The organism is Achromobacter veterisilvae, assembly GCF_900496975.1.
GTDB classification, from domain to species: Bacteria; Pseudomonadota; Gammaproteobacteria; order Burkholderiales; family Burkholderiaceae_B; genus Achromobacter; species Achromobacter veterisilvae.
The window spans coordinates 12,942-28,102 of sequence record NZ_UFQC01000047.1; the positions used below are offsets into that span (position 1 = coordinate 12,942).

General features: G+C 66.3%; 16 protein-coding genes and 3 tRNA genes. 8 read left to right on the plus strand and 11 right to left on the minus strand.

The features are described 5' to 3' along the window. Positions 1-40: 40 nt before the first annotated feature. The 5 genes from AVE30378_RS28210 to hemA form a co-directional block, all read right to left on the minus strand. Entirely contained in the window at positions 41-604 is a 564-nt protein-coding gene (locus AVE30378_RS28210; RefSeq protein WP_129245889.1) for a UbiX family flavin prenyltransferase, read from the minus strand. 7 nt (positions 605-611) lie between these two features. Further along, positions 612-938, minus strand: coding sequence for a Grx4 family monothiol glutaredoxin (gene grxD / locus AVE30378_RS28215; RefSeq protein ID WP_129245891.1), 327 nt, complete (start codon positions 936-938; stop codon positions 612-614). A gap of 766 nt (positions 939-1,704) precedes the next feature. Continuing rightward, positions 1,705-2,571, minus strand: coding sequence for a peptide chain release factor N(5)-glutamine methyltransferase (gene prmC, locus AVE30378_RS28220; RefSeq protein WP_165360335.1), 867 nt, complete (start codon positions 2,569-2,571; stop codon positions 1,705-1,707). Between the two features lie 16 nt (positions 2,572-2,587). Continuing rightward, positions 2,588-3,670, minus strand: a complete 1,083-nt coding sequence (gene prfA, locus AVE30378_RS28225) for a peptide chain release factor 1 (protein WP_129245895.1) — start codon at positions 3,668-3,670, stop codon at positions 2,588-2,590. A 91-nt stretch (positions 3,671-3,761) separates the two neighbouring features. Then, the gene (gene hemA, locus AVE30378_RS28230) at positions 3,762-5,036 is read right to left on the minus strand and encodes a glutamyl-tRNA reductase (protein WP_129245897.1); all 1,275 of its coding nucleotides are present in this window, start codon (positions 5,034-5,036) and stop codon (positions 3,762-3,764) included. A gap of 277 nt (positions 5,037-5,313) precedes the next feature. On the opposite strand from hemA, the gene AVE30378_RS28235 reads away from it, so the two are divergent. From AVE30378_RS28235 to AVE30378_RS28245, 3 genes are all read left to right on the plus strand, one after another. Continuing rightward, positions 5,314-5,389 (plus strand) — tRNA-Phe (locus tag AVE30378_RS28235). Positions 5,390-5,571: 182 nt separating this feature from the next. Next, a tRNA-Phe gene (locus tag AVE30378_RS28240) sits at positions 5,572-5,647 on the plus strand. A 182-nt stretch (positions 5,648-5,829) separates the two neighbouring features. Further along, positions 5,830-5,905, plus strand: a tRNA-Phe gene (locus tag AVE30378_RS28245). A 227-nt stretch (positions 5,906-6,132) separates the two neighbouring features. Here AVE30378_RS28245 and AVE30378_RS28250 read toward each other — a convergent pair. Continuing rightward, positions 6,133-6,729, minus strand: coding sequence for a DUF6088 family protein (locus AVE30378_RS28250; protein WP_129245899.1), 597 nt, complete (start codon positions 6,727-6,729; stop codon positions 6,133-6,135). 318 nt (positions 6,730-7,047) lie between these two features. Here AVE30378_RS28250 and AVE30378_RS28255 point away from each other — a divergent pair, with 318 nt between their 5' ends. Then, entirely contained in the window at positions 7,048-7,794 is a 747-nt protein-coding gene (locus tag AVE30378_RS28255) for a hypothetical protein (protein ID WP_129245901.1), read from the plus strand. A 9-nt stretch (positions 7,795-7,803) separates the two neighbouring features. Here AVE30378_RS28255 and AVE30378_RS28260 read toward each other — a convergent pair whose 3' ends face one another. The 4 genes from AVE30378_RS28260 to AVE30378_RS28275 form a co-directional block, all read right to left on the minus strand. Continuing rightward, positions 7,804-8,472, minus strand: coding sequence for an RNA polymerase sigma factor (locus AVE30378_RS28260; RefSeq protein ID WP_129245904.1), 669 nt, complete (start codon positions 8,470-8,472; stop codon positions 7,804-7,806). A gap of 19 nt (positions 8,473-8,491) precedes the next feature. Next, the gene (locus tag AVE30378_RS32920) at positions 8,492-8,866 is read right to left on the minus strand and encodes a cupredoxin domain-containing protein (protein WP_341868052.1); all 375 of its coding nucleotides are present in this window, start codon (positions 8,864-8,866) and stop codon (positions 8,492-8,494) included. After that, positions 8,859-9,386: a DUF4142 domain-containing protein gene (locus AVE30378_RS28270; protein WP_129245906.1), complete on the minus strand. Its 528-nt coding sequence runs from the start codon at positions 9,384-9,386 to the stop codon at positions 8,859-8,861. The genes AVE30378_RS32920 and AVE30378_RS28270 overlap by 8 nt, the downstream gene beginning before the upstream one ends. 117 nt (positions 9,387-9,503) lie before the next feature. After that, positions 9,504-10,673, minus strand: coding sequence for a M20 aminoacylase family protein (locus AVE30378_RS28275; protein WP_129245908.1), 1,170 nt, complete (start codon positions 10,671-10,673; stop codon positions 9,504-9,506). A 157-nt stretch (positions 10,674-10,830) separates the two neighbouring features. Here AVE30378_RS28275 and AVE30378_RS28280 point away from each other — a divergent pair, with 157 nt between their 5' ends. Next, the gene (locus AVE30378_RS28280) at positions 10,831-11,754 is read left to right on the plus strand and encodes a LysR family transcriptional regulator (protein WP_129245910.1); all 924 of its coding nucleotides are present in this window, start codon (positions 10,831-10,833) and stop codon (positions 11,752-11,754) included. Positions 11,755-11,899: 145 nt separating this feature from the next. Next, positions 11,900-12,889 carry a Bug family tripartite tricarboxylate transporter substrate binding protein gene (locus AVE30378_RS28285; protein ID WP_129245911.1) on the plus strand — a complete coding sequence of 330 codons (990 nt, stop codon included), beginning with the start codon at positions 11,900-11,902 and terminating at the stop codon, positions 12,887-12,889. Here the strand turns inward: AVE30378_RS28285 and AVE30378_RS28290 are convergent. Continuing rightward, positions 12,876-13,346, minus strand: coding sequence for an Lrp/AsnC family transcriptional regulator (locus tag AVE30378_RS28290; protein WP_129245913.1), 471 nt, complete (start codon positions 13,344-13,346; stop codon positions 12,876-12,878). The two genes, AVE30378_RS28285 and AVE30378_RS28290, sit on opposite strands and share 14 nt — an antisense overlap. A gap of 203 nt (positions 13,347-13,549) precedes the next feature. On the opposite strand from AVE30378_RS28290, the gene AVE30378_RS28295 reads away from it, so the two are divergent. Together AVE30378_RS28295 and AVE30378_RS28300 are read left to right on the plus strand one after the other, a co-directional pair. Continuing rightward, positions 13,550-14,194, plus strand: coding sequence for a LysE family translocator (locus tag AVE30378_RS28295; RefSeq protein ID WP_129245915.1), 645 nt, complete (start codon positions 13,550-13,552; stop codon positions 14,192-14,194). A 45-nt stretch (positions 14,195-14,239) separates the two neighbouring features. Next, entirely contained in the window at positions 14,240-15,145 is a 906-nt protein-coding gene (locus AVE30378_RS28300; RefSeq protein WP_129245917.1) for an EamA family transporter, read from the plus strand. Positions 15,146-15,161: the final 16 nt, after the last annotated feature.

Consider the following 15,161-nt stretch of genomic DNA (forward strand, 5'->3'; position numbering starts at 1 on the left):
AAAAAGCCCCTGGAAGGGGCTTTTTCACGCCTGGCGAGGGCTACTTCATGCCTTCCCAGTGCGGGCCGGGCACTTCGATATCGAAGAGTTCCAGCACGCGCGCCACGGTGTGGTCCACCATCTCTTCGATGGAGGCCGGCCGGTGGTAGAACGCCGGCAGCGGCGGGAACACGATGCCGCCCATTTCCGTCACGGCCGTCATGTTGCGCAGGTGCGCCAGGTTGAAGGGCGTCTCGCGCACCATCAGCACCAGGCGCCGGCGCTCTTTGAGGGTCACGTCGGCGGCGCGGGTGATCAGGTTGTCCGAAAGGCCGTGGGCCACGGCCGCCAGCGTGCGCATGGAGCATGGCACGATCACCATGCCGGCGGTCTGGAACGCCCCGCTGGCCAGGGTGGCGCCGACGTCGCGCACACTGTGCACGTGGTCCGCCAGGGCGTAGACGTCATGGCGGCCGACGTCCAGCTCGTGCTTGATGTTCAGCACGCCGGACGCCGACACCACCAGATGCGTCTCCACATCGTCCACGCCGCGCAATGCCTGCAGCATGCGCACCGCGTAGAGCGCCCCGGTGGCGCCGGTGATGCCGATGACCAGCCGCCGCATGGGGCGTTCAGGCCATCGCGCCGGATTGCTCCAGCAGGGTCTTCAGTTCGCCGGACTCGTTCATCTCGTTCATGATGTCCGAACCGCCGATGAACTCGCCGCCCACGTACAGTTGCGGGATGGTGGGCCAACTGGAGAATTCCTTGATGCCCTGGCGGACTTCGTCGTCCTCCAGCACATTGACGGTGACCAGCTTCTTCACGCCACAGCCCTTCAGGATCTGGATGGCCTTGCCGGAAAAGCCGCATTGCGGGAACTGGGCGGTGCCCTTCATGAACAGCACGACGGGGTGCTGGGTCACGGTTTCGCGGATGAATTCTTGAACGTCGCTCATGGTGGTCTCTCGGACAGGCGTAGGGAATACGCCAATTATAGGTACAGCGGGAAAAAGCGCCCGGATACCCCGGGCCGCGCTCCGGGAATCGGCCTGCGGGCGCCTCATCGTGGTGTCACCGTGGTGTCTGACACCCGCGGGAGACCGCCTTCAGCCTGCGCCGCCGTCTCGGGGGTGTCAGACACCTGGGACAGGCACCGGCGCTCGCGTCTCGCTGGCATCATCGTGGTGTCTGACACCCGCGGGAGACCGTCTTCAGCCTGCGCCGGCGTCTCGGGGGTGTCAGACACCTGGGACAGGCACCGGCGCTCGCGTCTCGCTGGCATCATCGTGGTGTCTGACACCCGCGGGAGACCGTCTTCAGCCTGCGCCGGCGTCTCGGGGGTGTCAGACACCTGGGACAGGCACCGGCGCTCGCGTCTCGCTGGCATCATCGTGGTGTCTGACACCCGCGGGAGACCACCTTCAGCCTGCGCCGGCGTCTCGGGGGTGTCAGACACCCGGGACAGGCACAGACGCTCGCGTCTCGCTGGCATCATCGTGGTGTCTGACACCCGCGGGAGACCGCCTTCAGCCTGCGCCGCCGTCTCAGGGGTGTCAGACACCCGGGACGGGCACGGACGCTCGCGTCTCGCTGGCATCATTATGGTGTCTGACACCCGCGGGAGACGGCCTTCAACCTGCGCCGGCGTCTCGGGGGTGTCAGACACCTGTGACGGGCACCCGCGGGAGACGGCCTTCAACCTGCGCCGGCGTCTCGGGGGTGTCAGACACCTGTGACGGGCACGGACCCCTCGCTGGCGCCCGGCGCTCCCCCGGAAAGCCGGCCGCCGGAGATCCGCTCGATGCCGGCCAGGTCCCGCCGGCTGTGCACGGCGTCGAACCCGGCTTGCGCCAGCAGGTCGCGCACCGCCTGCGCCTGGTCCCAGCCGTGTTCCATCCACAGGGCGCCGCCCCGCTTCAAATGGCGGCCCGCGCCCCGCACGATGCGGGCCAGGTCTTCCAGGCCGCCCGCGCCGTCGGTCAGCGCGCCGCGCGGCTCGAAGCGCACGTCGCCCTGGTCCAGGTGCGGATCGTCGCTGGCCACATAGGGCGGGTTGGACACGATCAGATCGAAGCCCTCGCCCGCGGGCACGGCCTCGTACCAACTGCCCTCGACCAGGCGGACGGACGCCGCTAGGTCCCAGGCGTTGGCGGCCGCCACGGCCAGCGCGGCCGCGCTGACATCGGACGCCATCACCCGCGCGTCGCGGCGCGCCAGGGCGATCGAAATCGCGATCGCCCCGCTGCCCGTGCCCAGGTCCAGCACGGCGGGCGCGGCCAGGCCGGCCAGGCATTCCAGCGCGGTCTCCACCAGCACCTCGGTATCCGGCCGCGGAATCAGCACGTCGGGGGTCACGCGGAAGCGGTGGCCCATGAACTCGCGATGGCCCACCAGATAGGCCATGGGCTCGCCGGACAGGCGCCGCTGGGCCAGCGACTCGTACGCCGCGGCCACCTCGGGCGCGAGCGGATCGGTGTCATGCGCCAGCAGCCAGGCGCGCGGCTTGCCCAGCACGTGTTCGAGCAGCATGCGCACCTCCAGCCTAGGCAGGCGCGCATCGAACAGCAGCGTCTTCAACTGAGGCGGCATCATGGCGAAAGCCCCGTCAAATGTCGTCGCCCAGCGCCGCCAATTGCTCGGCCTGGTGCTCGGCGATCAGCGCGCCGGTCAGTTCTTCCAGGTCGCCTTCCATGATCTGCTGCAGCTTGTACAGCGTCAGGTTGATGCGGTGGTCGGTCACGCGGCCCTGCGGGAAGTTGTAGGTGCGGATGCGTTCGGAACGATCGCCCGAACCGATCAGGCTCTTGCGTTCGGCCGCTTCCTTGCTCTGCCGTTCGCGGACTTCCTTGTCTTTCAGGCGCGCGGCCAGCACCTGCATGGCCTTGTCCTTGTTGCGGTGCTGGGAACGGTCGTCCTGGCATTCCACCACCAGCCCCGTCGGCAAGTGGGTGATGCGCACCGCCGAATCGGTCTTGTTGATGTGCTGGCCGCCCGCGCCGCTGGCGCGGAACGTATCGATGCGCAGGTCGTTCGGATTGATGACGATATCCGACATCTCGTCCGCTTCCGCCATGATGGCCACGGTGCAGGCCGAGGTATGGATGCGGCCCTGCGCCTCGGTGGCGGGCACGCGCTGCACGCGGTGCGCGCCGGACTCGAACTTCAGGCGGCCATAGGCGCCGTCGCCGTCGATCCGCGCGATCACTTCCTTGTAGCCGCCCAGTTCCGACGGGCTTTCCGACATCAGCTCCACCCGCCAGCCGCGCTGTTCCGCGTAGCGCGTGTACATGCGCAGCAGGTCGCCCGAGAACAGCGCGCTTTCATCGCCGCCCGTGCCCGCGCGGATTTCCAGGAACACGCTGCGCCCGTCGTTGGGATCGCGCGGCAGCAGCAGCAGTTGCAGCGCGGCTTCCAGCTCTTCCAGCTTGATCCGCCCGGACTTGATCTCGTCTTCGGCCATGGCCTTCAGGTCCGGATCCGACAGCATCTCCTGGGCGGCCGCCAGGTCCTCCTCGGTGCGGGCGAAGGCGGTGAACGCCTCGACCACCGGCTCCAATTCGGCGCGTTCGCGCGAGAGCTTGCGGAAACGCTCCATATCGGACGCGGTGTCCGGTTCGGCGAGCAGGGCGTCGACCTCGATGAGGCGGTGGCACAGATGCTCCAGCCGGCTGCGCATGGAAGATTTCATGGGGATGACCAAAAAGAAAAGCGGAATGGCGGATAGCGGGCGCCCAAAAGACGAACGCCCGCCAGGGAGGGCGGGGCGTGGGACAGCGTCGCTAACGGCGGGAGTCGCGGCCGGGGAACAGGCGCGGCATCCAGGCGAGCAACTGCTTGCGGTCGTCGCCTTCGCTGCGGTTCAGGGCCGCCAGCGGGCCGTGCAGGTATTTCTGCGTCAGGCCATGGGCCAGTTGTTCGAGCACGGCCTCGGGCGATTCGCCCCGCGCCAGCAGCTTGCGGGCGCGTTCCAGTTCGGCGGCGCGGACGTCTTCGGCGGCCTGGTGGAGGTCGCGGATGACGGGCACCACTTCGCGGGACTGCATCCAGTGCATGAAGCCCTGGACGCGGGTTTCGATGATGGCTTCGGCCTGCACCACGGCGGCGCGGCGCGCGTCCGTGCCGGTCTGCACCAGGCGGCCCAGATCGTCCACCGAGTACAGGTAGACGTCGTCCAGGCGGCCGACTTCGGGTTCGATGTCGCGCGGCACGGCCAGGTCGATCATGACCATCGGGCGGTGGCGGCGCAGCCGCGTGGCCCGCTCCACCATCCCCAGGCCGAGGATAGGCAGGGAACTTGCCGTACAGGACACGACCACGTCGAACTCGGACAGGCGCTCCGTCAGGTCGGACAGCTTCATCGTGCTGGCCGAGAACCGGTTGGCCAGGATCTCGGCGCGTTCGGCCGTGCGGTTGGCTACCACCATGCTGCGCGGACGCTGCGCGGCAAAGTGCGTGGCGCACAATTCGATCATCTCGCCCGCGCCGATGAACAGCGTGCGGGCCTGGTCCAGATTGCCGAACACGCGTTCGGCCAGGCGGACGGCGGCGGCGGCCATGGACACCGACTGCGCGCCGATGGCGGTCTGCGACCGCACTTCCTTGGCCACCGAGAAGGTGCGCTGGAACATCTGGTGCAGCAAGGTGCCCAGGGCCCCGGCTTCGCCGGCGGCGCGCACGGCGTCCTTCATCTGGCCCACGATCTGGGTTTCGCCCAGTACCATGGAATCCAGGCCGCTGGCCACGCGGAAAGCGTGGCGCACGGCGTCGTCCTGGTGATGGCGGTACAGGTGCGGGCGCAGCGCGCCGGCGTCCAGGCGGTTGTGTTCAGCCAGCCAGGCGGGCAGTTGGTCGGCGACGTGGCCGTCGGCCGCGCAATAGATCTCGGTACGGTTACAGGTGGACAGGATCGCCGCTTCGCGCACGGAGCCGCCGAACGCCGAGCGCAGGCCTTCCAGCGCGGGCTTCACCAGATCGACGGGCATGGACACGCGTTCGCGGACCGAAACCGGCGCGGACGTGTGATTCAGACCGAAGGCAAGGACAGCTACCGACATGTGGGAGGGACGGCCAGGCCATCCGCGCGTAAGCGTTAAGAACTGCCACCAGGAACAAGGCGCCACAAGATGATGTGGCGACAGACCGCTGGTGATTATACTCCTGCGGGTTATCCCCAGGCCATCCCGACGCCCAACCGCGACCGTGGGCCGCGCCTTTCGTACCCTCCAGCCAACAGTGTCCGGCATGGGCTGCGCAGGCGAAGGCGAAAAATCCGGGGTTTTCCTCCCCGGCTGGCACAAGCCTGAAAAATTGTGTATAGTTGCGGACTTCGTTGGCCTGGTAGCTCAGTCGGTAGAGCAGAGGATTGAAAATCCTTGTGTCGGTGGTTCGATTCCGCCCCAGGCCACCAAAAGAATTTTTGGCTACTGCTGATCCAGTAATAGCCCCGCAGAAAAGCCCGGCCCGTACCAAAACGGCTGGGCTTTTTGCATTTCGCCTTCCCCGCTTCAAGGCTTCCTGCCTGCGCCCTATCGCAGAAGAGCCGCCCGCCCCCGTCTCTTCCGAATATTGTGTATAGTTGCGGGCTTCGTTGGCCTGGTAGCTCAGTCGGTAGAGCAGAGGATTGAAAATCCTTGTGTCGGTGGTTCGATTCCGCCCCAGGCCACCAAAAGAATTTTTGGCTACTGCTGATCCAGTAATAGCCCCGCAGAAAAGCCCGGCCCGTACCAAAACGGCTGGGCTTTTTGCATTTCGCCTTCCCCGCTTCAAGGCTTCCTGCCTGCGCCCTATCGCAGAAGAGCCGCCCGCCCCCGTCTCTTCCGAATATTGTGTATAGTTGCGGGCTTCGTTGGCCTGGTAGCTCAGTCGGTAGAGCAGAGGATTGAAAATCCTTGTGTCGGTGGTTCGATTCCGCCCCAGGCCACCAAGCATTCGATGCCCAGCCCTGAAAGCTGGGCATTTTCATTTGTGCATCGGGGCTGGTAACCAAAGGCCCGCCTACACCTTGTTCAGTTGGACTTCGACTTCGGCGCATGCGTCCATCAGCGCGTCGAATGGCATGGCATCGCCCACCATCAGTTCATCGGCCAGCATGGCCGCATAGTCCTTGGCGAGCGCCTCTCGGGCTTCGCCTTGCTCAAGTCGAAGAAGTATTCAGCCACGCGCGGCTTCCCTGCCGATAGCCTGCGCCATCCAGCCCGGCAGCGTCGCCCGCGCCGAGGCCAGCGCCTGCCATTCGGCATGGGGCAGCGTGCGGCGCAGCGACACCAGCGATTCGCCGGCGTGCGTCGGCCCCATCCAGGCCAGCGCGCGCACGGCTGCGCCGGCTGGCCGCGCACCCAAAGCCAGCATCCAGCGCGGCGCATGCTTCACCAGCACTTCCGAACGCCCGAGTTTCAGCTTCCGCGTCCGGCCGGAAGTCAGGTAGACCTCGCGGATCGGCACTTGCTGCGTCAGGCCCAGCGCGTTGGCCGCGCTGGCGCCATGCGGCACGACGGTTTCCCCACGTTGCTCGGCCAGCGCCTGGACGACCTTCTCGGGCGAGGGTGCCCGCGCGCCGAACCGGCTGGCGACCGGCGCCGCGTAGGTGCCACGCGCCACACGCAGCAGCTTGCCGGCCTTGGCCAGGCGCGAAAACGCCTGATCCACTGCCGCCCGGCTCCCCAGGTGCAGGAACTCCTTAGGCGACAGCACGCCTCCCTCGGGGAGAGATTGGGCTTGTTGAAGGATGGTTTCGGGCAGTGTGTTCATGGCGGTCTTAATGTAAGAAGTAATATACCAGTTTCTGACATTCCAGGAACCCCACAGTCCCGCCGATCTGCGGGCCAGGCCACAGCACGACCCTATTTTTTAGGGTTCATCGAGCATTACCGGGGAAGGCGTCACCTTCCATGCGACGCACTTCAGACGGCGCAGGTCCGCTTGCCTCTCACACTTGAATTCGCACTAGTTTTGTAATATTTAGCAATATTCATTCATAATGTAGCCCCCGGGAAAAGGACGCTGGCCATTTCTCCCGTTTACTACAAAAAACCCGCTAAATCAGACGGCAGCACGAGTGATCAGCTAATGAATATGAATGCGATTTTTGGTTCAGCCATGTTCCTATTGGCAGCCCCGCTCGCAATGGCCGAAGCGTATCCCTATTCCGAGTTTGTTCAGAACGCCGGCCTGCACAAGGGATATGCACTGGCCTGCGGGTTGGAGCAGGCGCAGATTGCGGCTTACGAAAATTCGGTAAAGACGTATACAGCCAACAATTGGCCCGAAGACTACGCACGCGACTTTCAGTCCAAATATGAAAGCGCCGCCGCCAAGGCAAAAAACGACCGCAAGAGATCGTTGGATGAGGTCTTTTGCCGCGGCATACAGCTCACACTGTCATTTGGGGCGGACCACCCGGCCTCGTCTCTTACGCATGAATTTCTGGCCAGGCACGACCGATCCGTGGAGTTCGATGCCAAGTCGAAGAAGACAGCTCAAGAAGCGGCTGCGCTACGACGGCAACAACGAGTTGAAGCTGCAAAAGATGTACGAAAACTTGTGTCAACGAACGGTGCGCGCGTTTGTCGGCAAGACACAGGCAAACGTCGAGATGTAGTGGGCACTTCATTCGGCCAGCCGCTGTATGGGCGGTCCGTAGAAGAGACTTTTCAAATCACCGGCTTTACCGAAGGGGTCAATGGCGATCGGATCAAAGTCATGGTCAGCTCAATACGGATCGCATCGACCGGGCGATACATTGAGACCTTGCCTCCCGACTACACGAAGGGCATTCATGTCTGGCAGGATTTCTTTTCCTGGGCGCCTTGCTGAGTCGTAGGCTCACCCCCTCAACCGCGCCAGCGTCGCCGCCACCATCCGGTCGCAATCGTCTCCATCGAACTCGAACAGGCTCTTCTCCGTCACGTCGATTTCACGCGACAACGACTCGCGCAACAGCGCATTGGCGCGGAAATGCCTGCTGCGCACCGTCGCCTCGGGGATGCCCAGGCAATGCGCGGTTTCCTCCACGGACAATTCCTCGACCGAGCGCAGCACGAATACGGTCCGGAACGAGGCCGGCAAGGCGTCCAGCTTCGCCTCCAGCAGGGTGCGTAGCTGCGAGCGCGCCGCGGCGTGGTAGGGCGGATCGAAGTCGTTGATGGTCATCGCGTCTGCCTCGTCCTCTATGTCGCCGGCCATCGGGCACAGCGCCTCGCGGCGCCCGTGCTTGCGGAGCCGGCCGAAGCATTCGTTCAGCACCAGCCTCGACAGCCAGGTGAAGAGCGAGGAGTCGCCGCGGAACCGGGCGATGGAGCGATACGCCGCCAGGTATGCCTCCTGCAAGGCGTCTTCGGCGTCGGCGTCGTTGCGCAGGGTGGCGCGCGCCAGGCGGTAGAGCCGCCGGTTGTGGCGGCGCATCATCGACTCGAACGCGGCCTCCTCGCCCGCCGCAATGCGGCGCGCCAGCGCCACGTCATTCTCTTCGGCCAGCATTGCCGCTGTCGTCATGAGCCCAACCTCCGCCTCGTCACTGCGCAACCAGGGTTCCCTGCATGGCCGGATGGAACAGGCAGGTGTATGCGATGCTGCCCGCCTCGCCGACAGTGTAGGTCCACGACGCGCCGGCCGCGATGGCGCCGGAATCGAATGTCCGGGAAAGCGCGGTGGCCGTGTGCGGCACCAGGTCCCGGTTGATCCACGTCACCCGGTCTCCGCGCCTGGCGGTCAGCGTGGCCGGGACGAACCGCATGCCCTCGATGGCCACGATATGCTCGGCCGCCTTCGCGTCAGGCGTATCGTCCGCGGGGCGCGCCGAGGCGCCCGCCAGGGCCAGGCCCGCGCAAAGGGCGGCGGCGGCGGCGCCGGCGCGCCGCCACGCCGCGGACAAGGCCGGCCTAGTCACCGGCAAGCCTCTTCTGCAACTGCCTGGCATGCTCCAGATGCGCGATGAAGGCGGGCCGGACCTTGACCAGCAAAGCCTTCAGCTCGGCATTGTGCGCGCTCGGGATCAGGGTCTTGTCCAGCGCCTCGATCACCGCTTCGTGATAGGCCACTTCGTGGTCGACGTAGGCCTTGTCGAACGCCGCCCCGCTCAGGCCCTTGAGCGTGGCAAGGTTCTTGTCGCCTCCCTGTTGCAGGCTGTCGCTGGTCGCATTCGCCTCGGGCGTGACCTTGAGCTTCTGGACCAGTTCGCCGGCGGCGCGGTTCACGGCCGTATGGTCGGCCACCATCAGCGCGGCGAATTCCTTGACGTCTTTCGTGCCGGATTTTTCCTGCGCCAGCTTGCCGGCATCGACGTCCACCCGGTTGGCCACCACGACGATGGCCGCGATCTGCGGGTCCGTCGGTCCGTTGCCGTGCGCGAACGCGCCGGCGCCGGCCAGGACCAGGGCGCAGAGCCATGTTGTCCGAATCGCTTTCATCTCATCTCCCGAAGCAATGCGTGCAGGCGGGGCGGCGCGCCGGGATGGCGCGAAACGCCGCTTGCATATGGGATTGGATGTCGCGGCCCGGCCGCCCGTTCCGGCGGGCCGGGTGACTCATGCCGGCATGGCCTCTTTTACAAGCGCCACCCAGTAATGCGCCCCCAATGGCAGGATGTCGTCGTTGAAGTCGTAGTACGGGTTGTGCACAGGCGGATTGTCGCCGGCGCGGGCCGCCCCCACGAATACATAGGCGCCCGGCCGCTGTTCCAGCATGTAGGCGAAGTCTTCCGACCCCATGCGCGGCGTGCAGGCCGTGTCCACCCGCTCCGGCCCCACTACCCGCGCAGCCGCCCGGGCGGCCAGCCGGACCTCGGCCTCGGTATTGACGCAAGCCGGATAGCCGCGGAAATACTGCACGTCGACCGAGGCGCCCGAGGTCGTGGCCACCCCTGCGCACACTTCGCGCAGCCGGCGCTCCGCCAGGTCGCGCGTGGCGGCGGTCAGCGTGCGGCAGCTTCCGCGCAGCAGAACACTGTTGGGCACGACATTCCAGGTATCGCCCGCGTGGATCTGCGTGAGGCTCAGCACCAGCGCATCGGTCGCCTTCACGTTCCGGCTGACGATGGTCTGCATCGCGCTCACGACCTGCGCCGCCGCCACGATAGGGTCGACCCCATGCTCAGGCTGCGCCGCGTGGCAGCCCTTGCCGGTCACGGAGATCTCGTAGGTGTCGCAATTGGCCATGACGGTGCCCACGCGCGTGGACACCGCGCCGAACGGCAGATTGGGCGAATTGTGCAGCGCATACACGGCGTCGCACGGAAACTTGTCGAACAGGCCGTCGCGCACCATGGCCAGGCCCCCGCCCGCATGTTCTTCGGCGGGCTGGAAAATGAAGCGCAACGTGCCGCGCCACCCTGGGTCCCGAGCCAGGTGATGGGCCGCCCCCAGCAGCATGGCGGTATGGCCGTCATGGCCGCAACCATGCATCTTGCCGGCGATGGTCGAGCGGTGGGTCACCTCGCCCAGCTCCTGCATGTCCAGCGCGTCCATGTCGGCGCGCAGGCCGATCGTCGGCCCCGCTCCGCGCGTCAGCGTTCCCACCACGCCCGTGCCGCCCAGGCCGCGATGCACCGCCGCCCCCGCGCGCTCCAGCTCGCGGGCCACCAGATCGGCCGTGCGGAATTCGCAGAACGCCGTTTCCGGGTGCGCGTGCAGATCGCGGCGCCAGTCGCGCATCTGGCGCAGCAATTCAGGACTGAGGGGGGACTCGACGATAGCCATGGGGCGGTGTCTCCATAGGACGGGCCTGGGGGAAATACGGCTTACGACTATAGACACGCGCGGGTACAAACTCGATAGCAACGATCACCCTTTATTGATGCGGTTTTTGCAACGTTTGATTGCGCGCATCGGAAGCGAGGCCGGGAAACGAACAAGCATGGACAACGTTCTGGAATTCAAGCGGACGCAATGTCTGCTGCAGGTCATCGAGACCGGGTCATTGCGCGCCGCCGCCGACGTGCTGCAAACCGACCCGTCCGCGATAAGCCGCGCCGTCGCCAGGCTGGAAGCGGAGACGGGCCTGACCTTGCTGGAGCGCCGCGGCCGCGGCGTCGTGCCCACGGATGCCGGGCGGCTGATGGCGCTGTTCGCGCGCCGCCAGCAAGACCTGAACGAATCCTTCCAGGCCGAGGTCAACAACCTCAAGAGCGCCACGCGCGGCCACGTCGAGCTGGCGCTGGGCGAGGGTTTCGTCGACATGCTGCTGGAACCCATGCTGCTTTCCTTTGTGCGCGCACACCCCGACATTACCTACGACATCCACGTGGCCGGCACCAATGAGACCGTGCGTTGCATCGTGGAAGAGCGCGCGCAGATCGCGGTGGCCTTCCAGCCGCCGAACGATGTGCGACTGCGTTCGCACTATTCGCGCGCGGCGCCGATGCGCGTGCACGTGCACAAAGACCATCCGCTGGCGCGCGCGAACCGGGCCTTGCGGCTGTCGGACCTGGCGCCCCACGGCTGGGCGGCCATGGACGAATCGTTCGGCGTACGCCAGCACATCCAGGCGGCGGAGCTTGACGAGAACGTCAAGCTCAAGCCCGCGCTGCTGACCAATTCCTTCAAGATCCTGTGGGAGTTCGCCGGCCAAGGGCTGGGCTATGTCGTGAATCCGCTATCGATGCCGCTGAAGGGCCCGCAGTTCCGTCAATTGGTGTCGCTGCCGCTGGCCAACCCCATCCTGAACAACAGCCGCACCCACGTCATTACCTTGGCGGGCCGCCATCTGCCGCCCGCCACCGCCAGCATGCTGCGCCACATTCTGAAGACGTTTCCCGCCCTGGAAGCCGGCCGCACCTAAGCCGGTCGCGCATCGATGCAGATTTCGCAATGATCCAGCGCCCTCCCCGTCATTGATGCCGGCAAGCGCCGCTGCCTAGACTGCATGGCACAGTCCGGCCTGACGGCCGGCTGCCTTCGAACAGACGAAACAAGGGAGAAGCAGCATGCGTTGGAACCTACCGGCCCGGGCGGCCGCCATTTTCCTGGCGGCGTGCGCCGCCGTCCCGCTGGCGCACGCCACGGACTATCCGGCCAGGAAGCCGCTGAGCCTGATCGTGCCGTACCCCGCCGGCGGCGCCAGCGACGCCTCCGCGCGGCAGTTCGGCGTGCATATCGCCAATGCGCTGAAGCAGCAAGTCATCGTGGAAAACGTGGGCGGCGGAGCCGGCATGCTGGGCGCGCGCCGCGTCCTGACGAGCCCGCCCGACGGCTATACCTTCCTGCATGGGTCGGCCAATGAGGTCATTCTCAGCCCGTTCCTGAACGCGGCGGCCCATTACAAACCCGAGGATTTCCGCCTGGCCCAGCCCATCAGCGAAGCGACCATCGTGCTGTTGGCGCGCGCCGACCTGCCCGTGTCGAACGTCGACGAATTCATCGCCTACGCCAAGCGCCCCGGCGCCAGCCCCCTGACGTTCGGCAGCGTCGGCGTGGGCTCGCTGTATCACATCATGACCGAGTACCTGGGGCGGCGCGTGGGCGCGGAATTCCTGCACGTGCCCTATCGCGGCGGGGCGCCGGCGTTGCAGGACCTGATCGGACGGCAGGTCGATTTCGCCGTCCTGCCGTATCAGCAGGCGATGGAAGGGATGGCGGCACAGCAGCAGTTGAAGATCCTGACCAGCTTCTCGGACAAGCTGCCCGCGCCGCTATCCAGGCTGCCGCTGATTTCGCAAAGCAAGACGATTCCCGACTTCGTCTACACAATCGCCGGCGGCTACTACGTGCGCCAGGACACCCCGGCCGCGGAAGTCTCCACCTTGCGGCTTGCGGTGGGCCACGCGCTGGAGCAGCCCGACCTGCGCCAACGGATGGAGGCCGAAGGGCGCCTGCTGCTGCAGCCGATGAGCCAGCAGGACGCCGACGCCTATGCGGCCAACCAGGTCTCCAAGTACCGGCGGATGATCCGGGAACTGGGCCTCAAGCCGATGTAGACACCGGCACCGTCATTCCATACTTGGCCCGGTTCATCACGACCAGCGTGGAAAAACGCTTGACGTTGGGGTTGCCCCAGAAATGGCGCTGGGCGAACACCTCGTACTCGTCCATGTCCCGCATGGTGAGGGTCAGCACGAAATCGACCTCGCCGGTGACCGACAGGCACTGCATGATCTCCGGCGCGCCCAGCATCGCGCGCTTGAAATGGTCCAGCTTGTCGGCGCGCTCGCTTTCCAGGGTCACCAGCACGACCATCATGATTCCCCGCCCCACGGCGGCCGGGTCCACCACGGATACGTCGCCCAGCACCACCCCGGACTCGCGCAGCCGCTTCATGCGGCGCAGGCAGGACACCGGCGACAGGTTCACGCGCTGCGCCACTTCCTGGCTGGTGCGCTGGTTGTCTTCCTGCAGGCTTTGCAGGATCTGAAGGTCGAAATCGTCTAGTTCCATAAGGGTCTCGGAACGTGTTGGATGCGGGCCGCGCCGGCCCGGCCACCGATTCTAAGCCGGGCGGCGGCGGAATCCGACCCCATTTCGACGGGAAACTTCATTCCGCCGCCCCGGGATGCAGGAATAAATCAGCCGGCCTGCTTACACTAGGGCCTGCCCCAGAGCCCTCTGCCCGCGCCGCGGACAGGCCGCCTCCCCGTATCATGCCGTCACTCCAGCTTTTCCTGCTATTCCTCGCCGCCGACGCGGCGCTCAAGCTCACGCCCGGCCCCGACATGGCGCTTACCCTTTCGCGGGGCATGACCCAGGGTTTCCGGCCGGCCTTCCACAGCGTGCTCGGCAACGTCGCGGCCGGATTCATCCAGGTGCCGGCGGTGGTGCTGGGGCTGGCCTCGGTGCTGCGGGCATTTCCCTCGCTATTCATGGGGATCAAGGCTACCGGCGGCCTGTACCTGGGCTATCTGGGCGTCAAGGCGATCGTCCGCTGCGCCCGCTCGGCCGAAGTGTCGCTGGCCGCGCGCCCGGGCGACGCGCGCGACGCGTTCTGGCAGGGATTCACGACGAACCTGCTGAACCCCAAGGTGCTGCTCTTCATGATCGCCTTCCTGCCGCAGTTCACCGCGCCGGACAACGGGCCGGTCTGGATCCAGATGCTGGTGCTGGGCATCACGATGAAGATACTAAGCCTGCCCTACGGCAGTTGCTTCGCCTACGGCGCGTCGCGCATCCGCGGATGGGTCGGCCGCAATCCGTGGTTCCTGCGGATGCAGCAAGGCCTGCTGGGCGCCGTCATGGTCGGCCTGGCGCTGTATGTGCTGTACTCCACCGCCGAAACCCTGGCGGCCTGACGCCTCTGCCCGGACCGGCCGCCCCACGCTTTCCCACCCTGAATCATGACTGCCGCAACCCTGAATCCCGGACGCAACGCTTCGTCCTCCACCCTGCTCCCCACGCTGTCGCTGATCGGCGCGATGGCCTCGCTGTGCATCGGCACTTCGTTCGCCAAGTCGCTCTTCCCGTTCGTGGGCGCCCAGGGCACGACCGCCTACCGCATCGCCATCGGCGCGCTGATCCTGCTGGCGATCTGGCGTCCGTGGCGCTTCCCCCTGACGCGCCGGGACGCGGGCAAGATCGCGCTGTACGGGGTGACGCTGGCCTGCATGAACCTGCTGTTCTACATGGCCCTGCGCACGCTGCCGCTGGGGGTGGCCATCGCGATCGAGTTCACCGGGCCGCTGACGCTGGCCGTCGCGCTGTCGCGCCGCGCCATCGACTTCGTCTGGATCGCCTGCGCCGCGGCCGGGCTGGTGCTGCTGATTCCCACGGGCCAGTCGGTGCACGACCTGGACCCCGCCGGCATCGCCTACGCGCTGGGCGCGGCGGTGTGCTGGGCGCTCTACATCATCTTCGGCAAGATTGCCGGCAATGTGCATGGCGGGCAGGCGACCTCGCTGGGCCTGACGGCGGCCACCCTGGTGGCGCTGCCCATCGGCGCGGCGCATGCCGGCGCGGCCTTGCTGGATCCCAAGCTGATCCTGGCCGGCATCGCGGTCGGCATCCTGTCCAGCGCCCTGCCCTATTCGCTGGAGATGGTGGCCCTGAAGCGCTTGCCGCAAAAAACCTTCGGCGTGCTCCTCAGCATGGAACCCGCCATGGGCGCGCTGGCGGGCGTGCTCGTGCTGAACGAGCACCTGGACAAGACGCAATGGCTGGCCATCTGCGGCATCATCGTGGCATCCGCCGGCTGCGCCGCCACGGCCCGGCGCGACCGCAAGCTGCCCGCGCCAGCGCTGGACTGAGGTGCCTGACACCCCT

Excerpts from the sequence above, each read along its gene's own strand:
- AVE30378_RS28210 (WP_129245889.1), bottom strand. The coding sequence starts at position 604 with ATGCGGCGGCTGGTCATCGGCATCACCGGCGCCACCGGGGCGCTCTAC.
- grxD (WP_129245891.1), bottom strand. The coding sequence starts at position 938 with ATGAGCGACGTTCAAGAATTCATCCGCGAAACCGTGACCCAGCACCCC.
- prmC (WP_165360335.1), bottom strand. The coding sequence starts at position 2,571 with ATGCCGCCTCAGTTGAAGACGCTGCTGTTCGATGCGCGCCTGCCTAGG.
- prfA (WP_129245895.1), bottom strand. The coding sequence starts at position 3,670 with ATGAAATCTTCCATGCGCAGCCGGCTGGAGCATCTGTGCCACCGCCTC.
- hemA (WP_129245897.1), bottom strand. The coding sequence starts at position 5,036 with ATGTCGGTAGCTGTCCTTGCCTTCGGTCTGAATCACACGTCCGCGCCG.
- AVE30378_RS28250 (WP_129245899.1), bottom strand. The coding sequence starts at position 6,729 with ATGAACACACTGCCCGAAACCATCCTTCAACAAGCCCAATCTCTCCCC.
- AVE30378_RS28255 (WP_129245901.1), top strand. The coding sequence starts at position 7,048 with ATGAATATGAATGCGATTTTTGGTTCAGCCATGTTCCTATTGGCAGCC.
- AVE30378_RS28260 (WP_129245904.1), bottom strand. The coding sequence starts at position 8,472 with ATGACGACAGCGGCAATGCTGGCCGAAGAGAATGACGTGGCGCTGGCG.
- AVE30378_RS28270 (WP_129245906.1), bottom strand. The coding sequence starts at position 9,386 with ATGAAAGCGATTCGGACAACATGGCTCTGCGCCCTGGTCCTGGCCGGC.
- AVE30378_RS28275 (WP_129245908.1), bottom strand. The coding sequence starts at position 10,673 with ATGGCTATCGTCGAGTCCCCCCTCAGTCCTGAATTGCTGCGCCAGATG.
- AVE30378_RS28280 (WP_129245910.1), top strand. The coding sequence starts at position 10,831 with ATGGACAACGTTCTGGAATTCAAGCGGACGCAATGTCTGCTGCAGGTC.
- AVE30378_RS28285 (WP_129245911.1), top strand. The coding sequence starts at position 11,900 with ATGCGTTGGAACCTACCGGCCCGGGCGGCCGCCATTTTCCTGGCGGCG.
- AVE30378_RS28290 (WP_129245913.1), bottom strand. The coding sequence starts at position 13,346 with ATGGAACTAGACGATTTCGACCTTCAGATCCTGCAAAGCCTGCAGGAA.
- AVE30378_RS28295 (WP_129245915.1), top strand. The coding sequence starts at position 13,550 with ATGCCGTCACTCCAGCTTTTCCTGCTATTCCTCGCCGCCGACGCGGCG.
- AVE30378_RS28300 (WP_129245917.1), top strand. The coding sequence starts at position 14,240 with ATGACTGCCGCAACCCTGAATCCCGGACGCAACGCTTCGTCCTCCACC.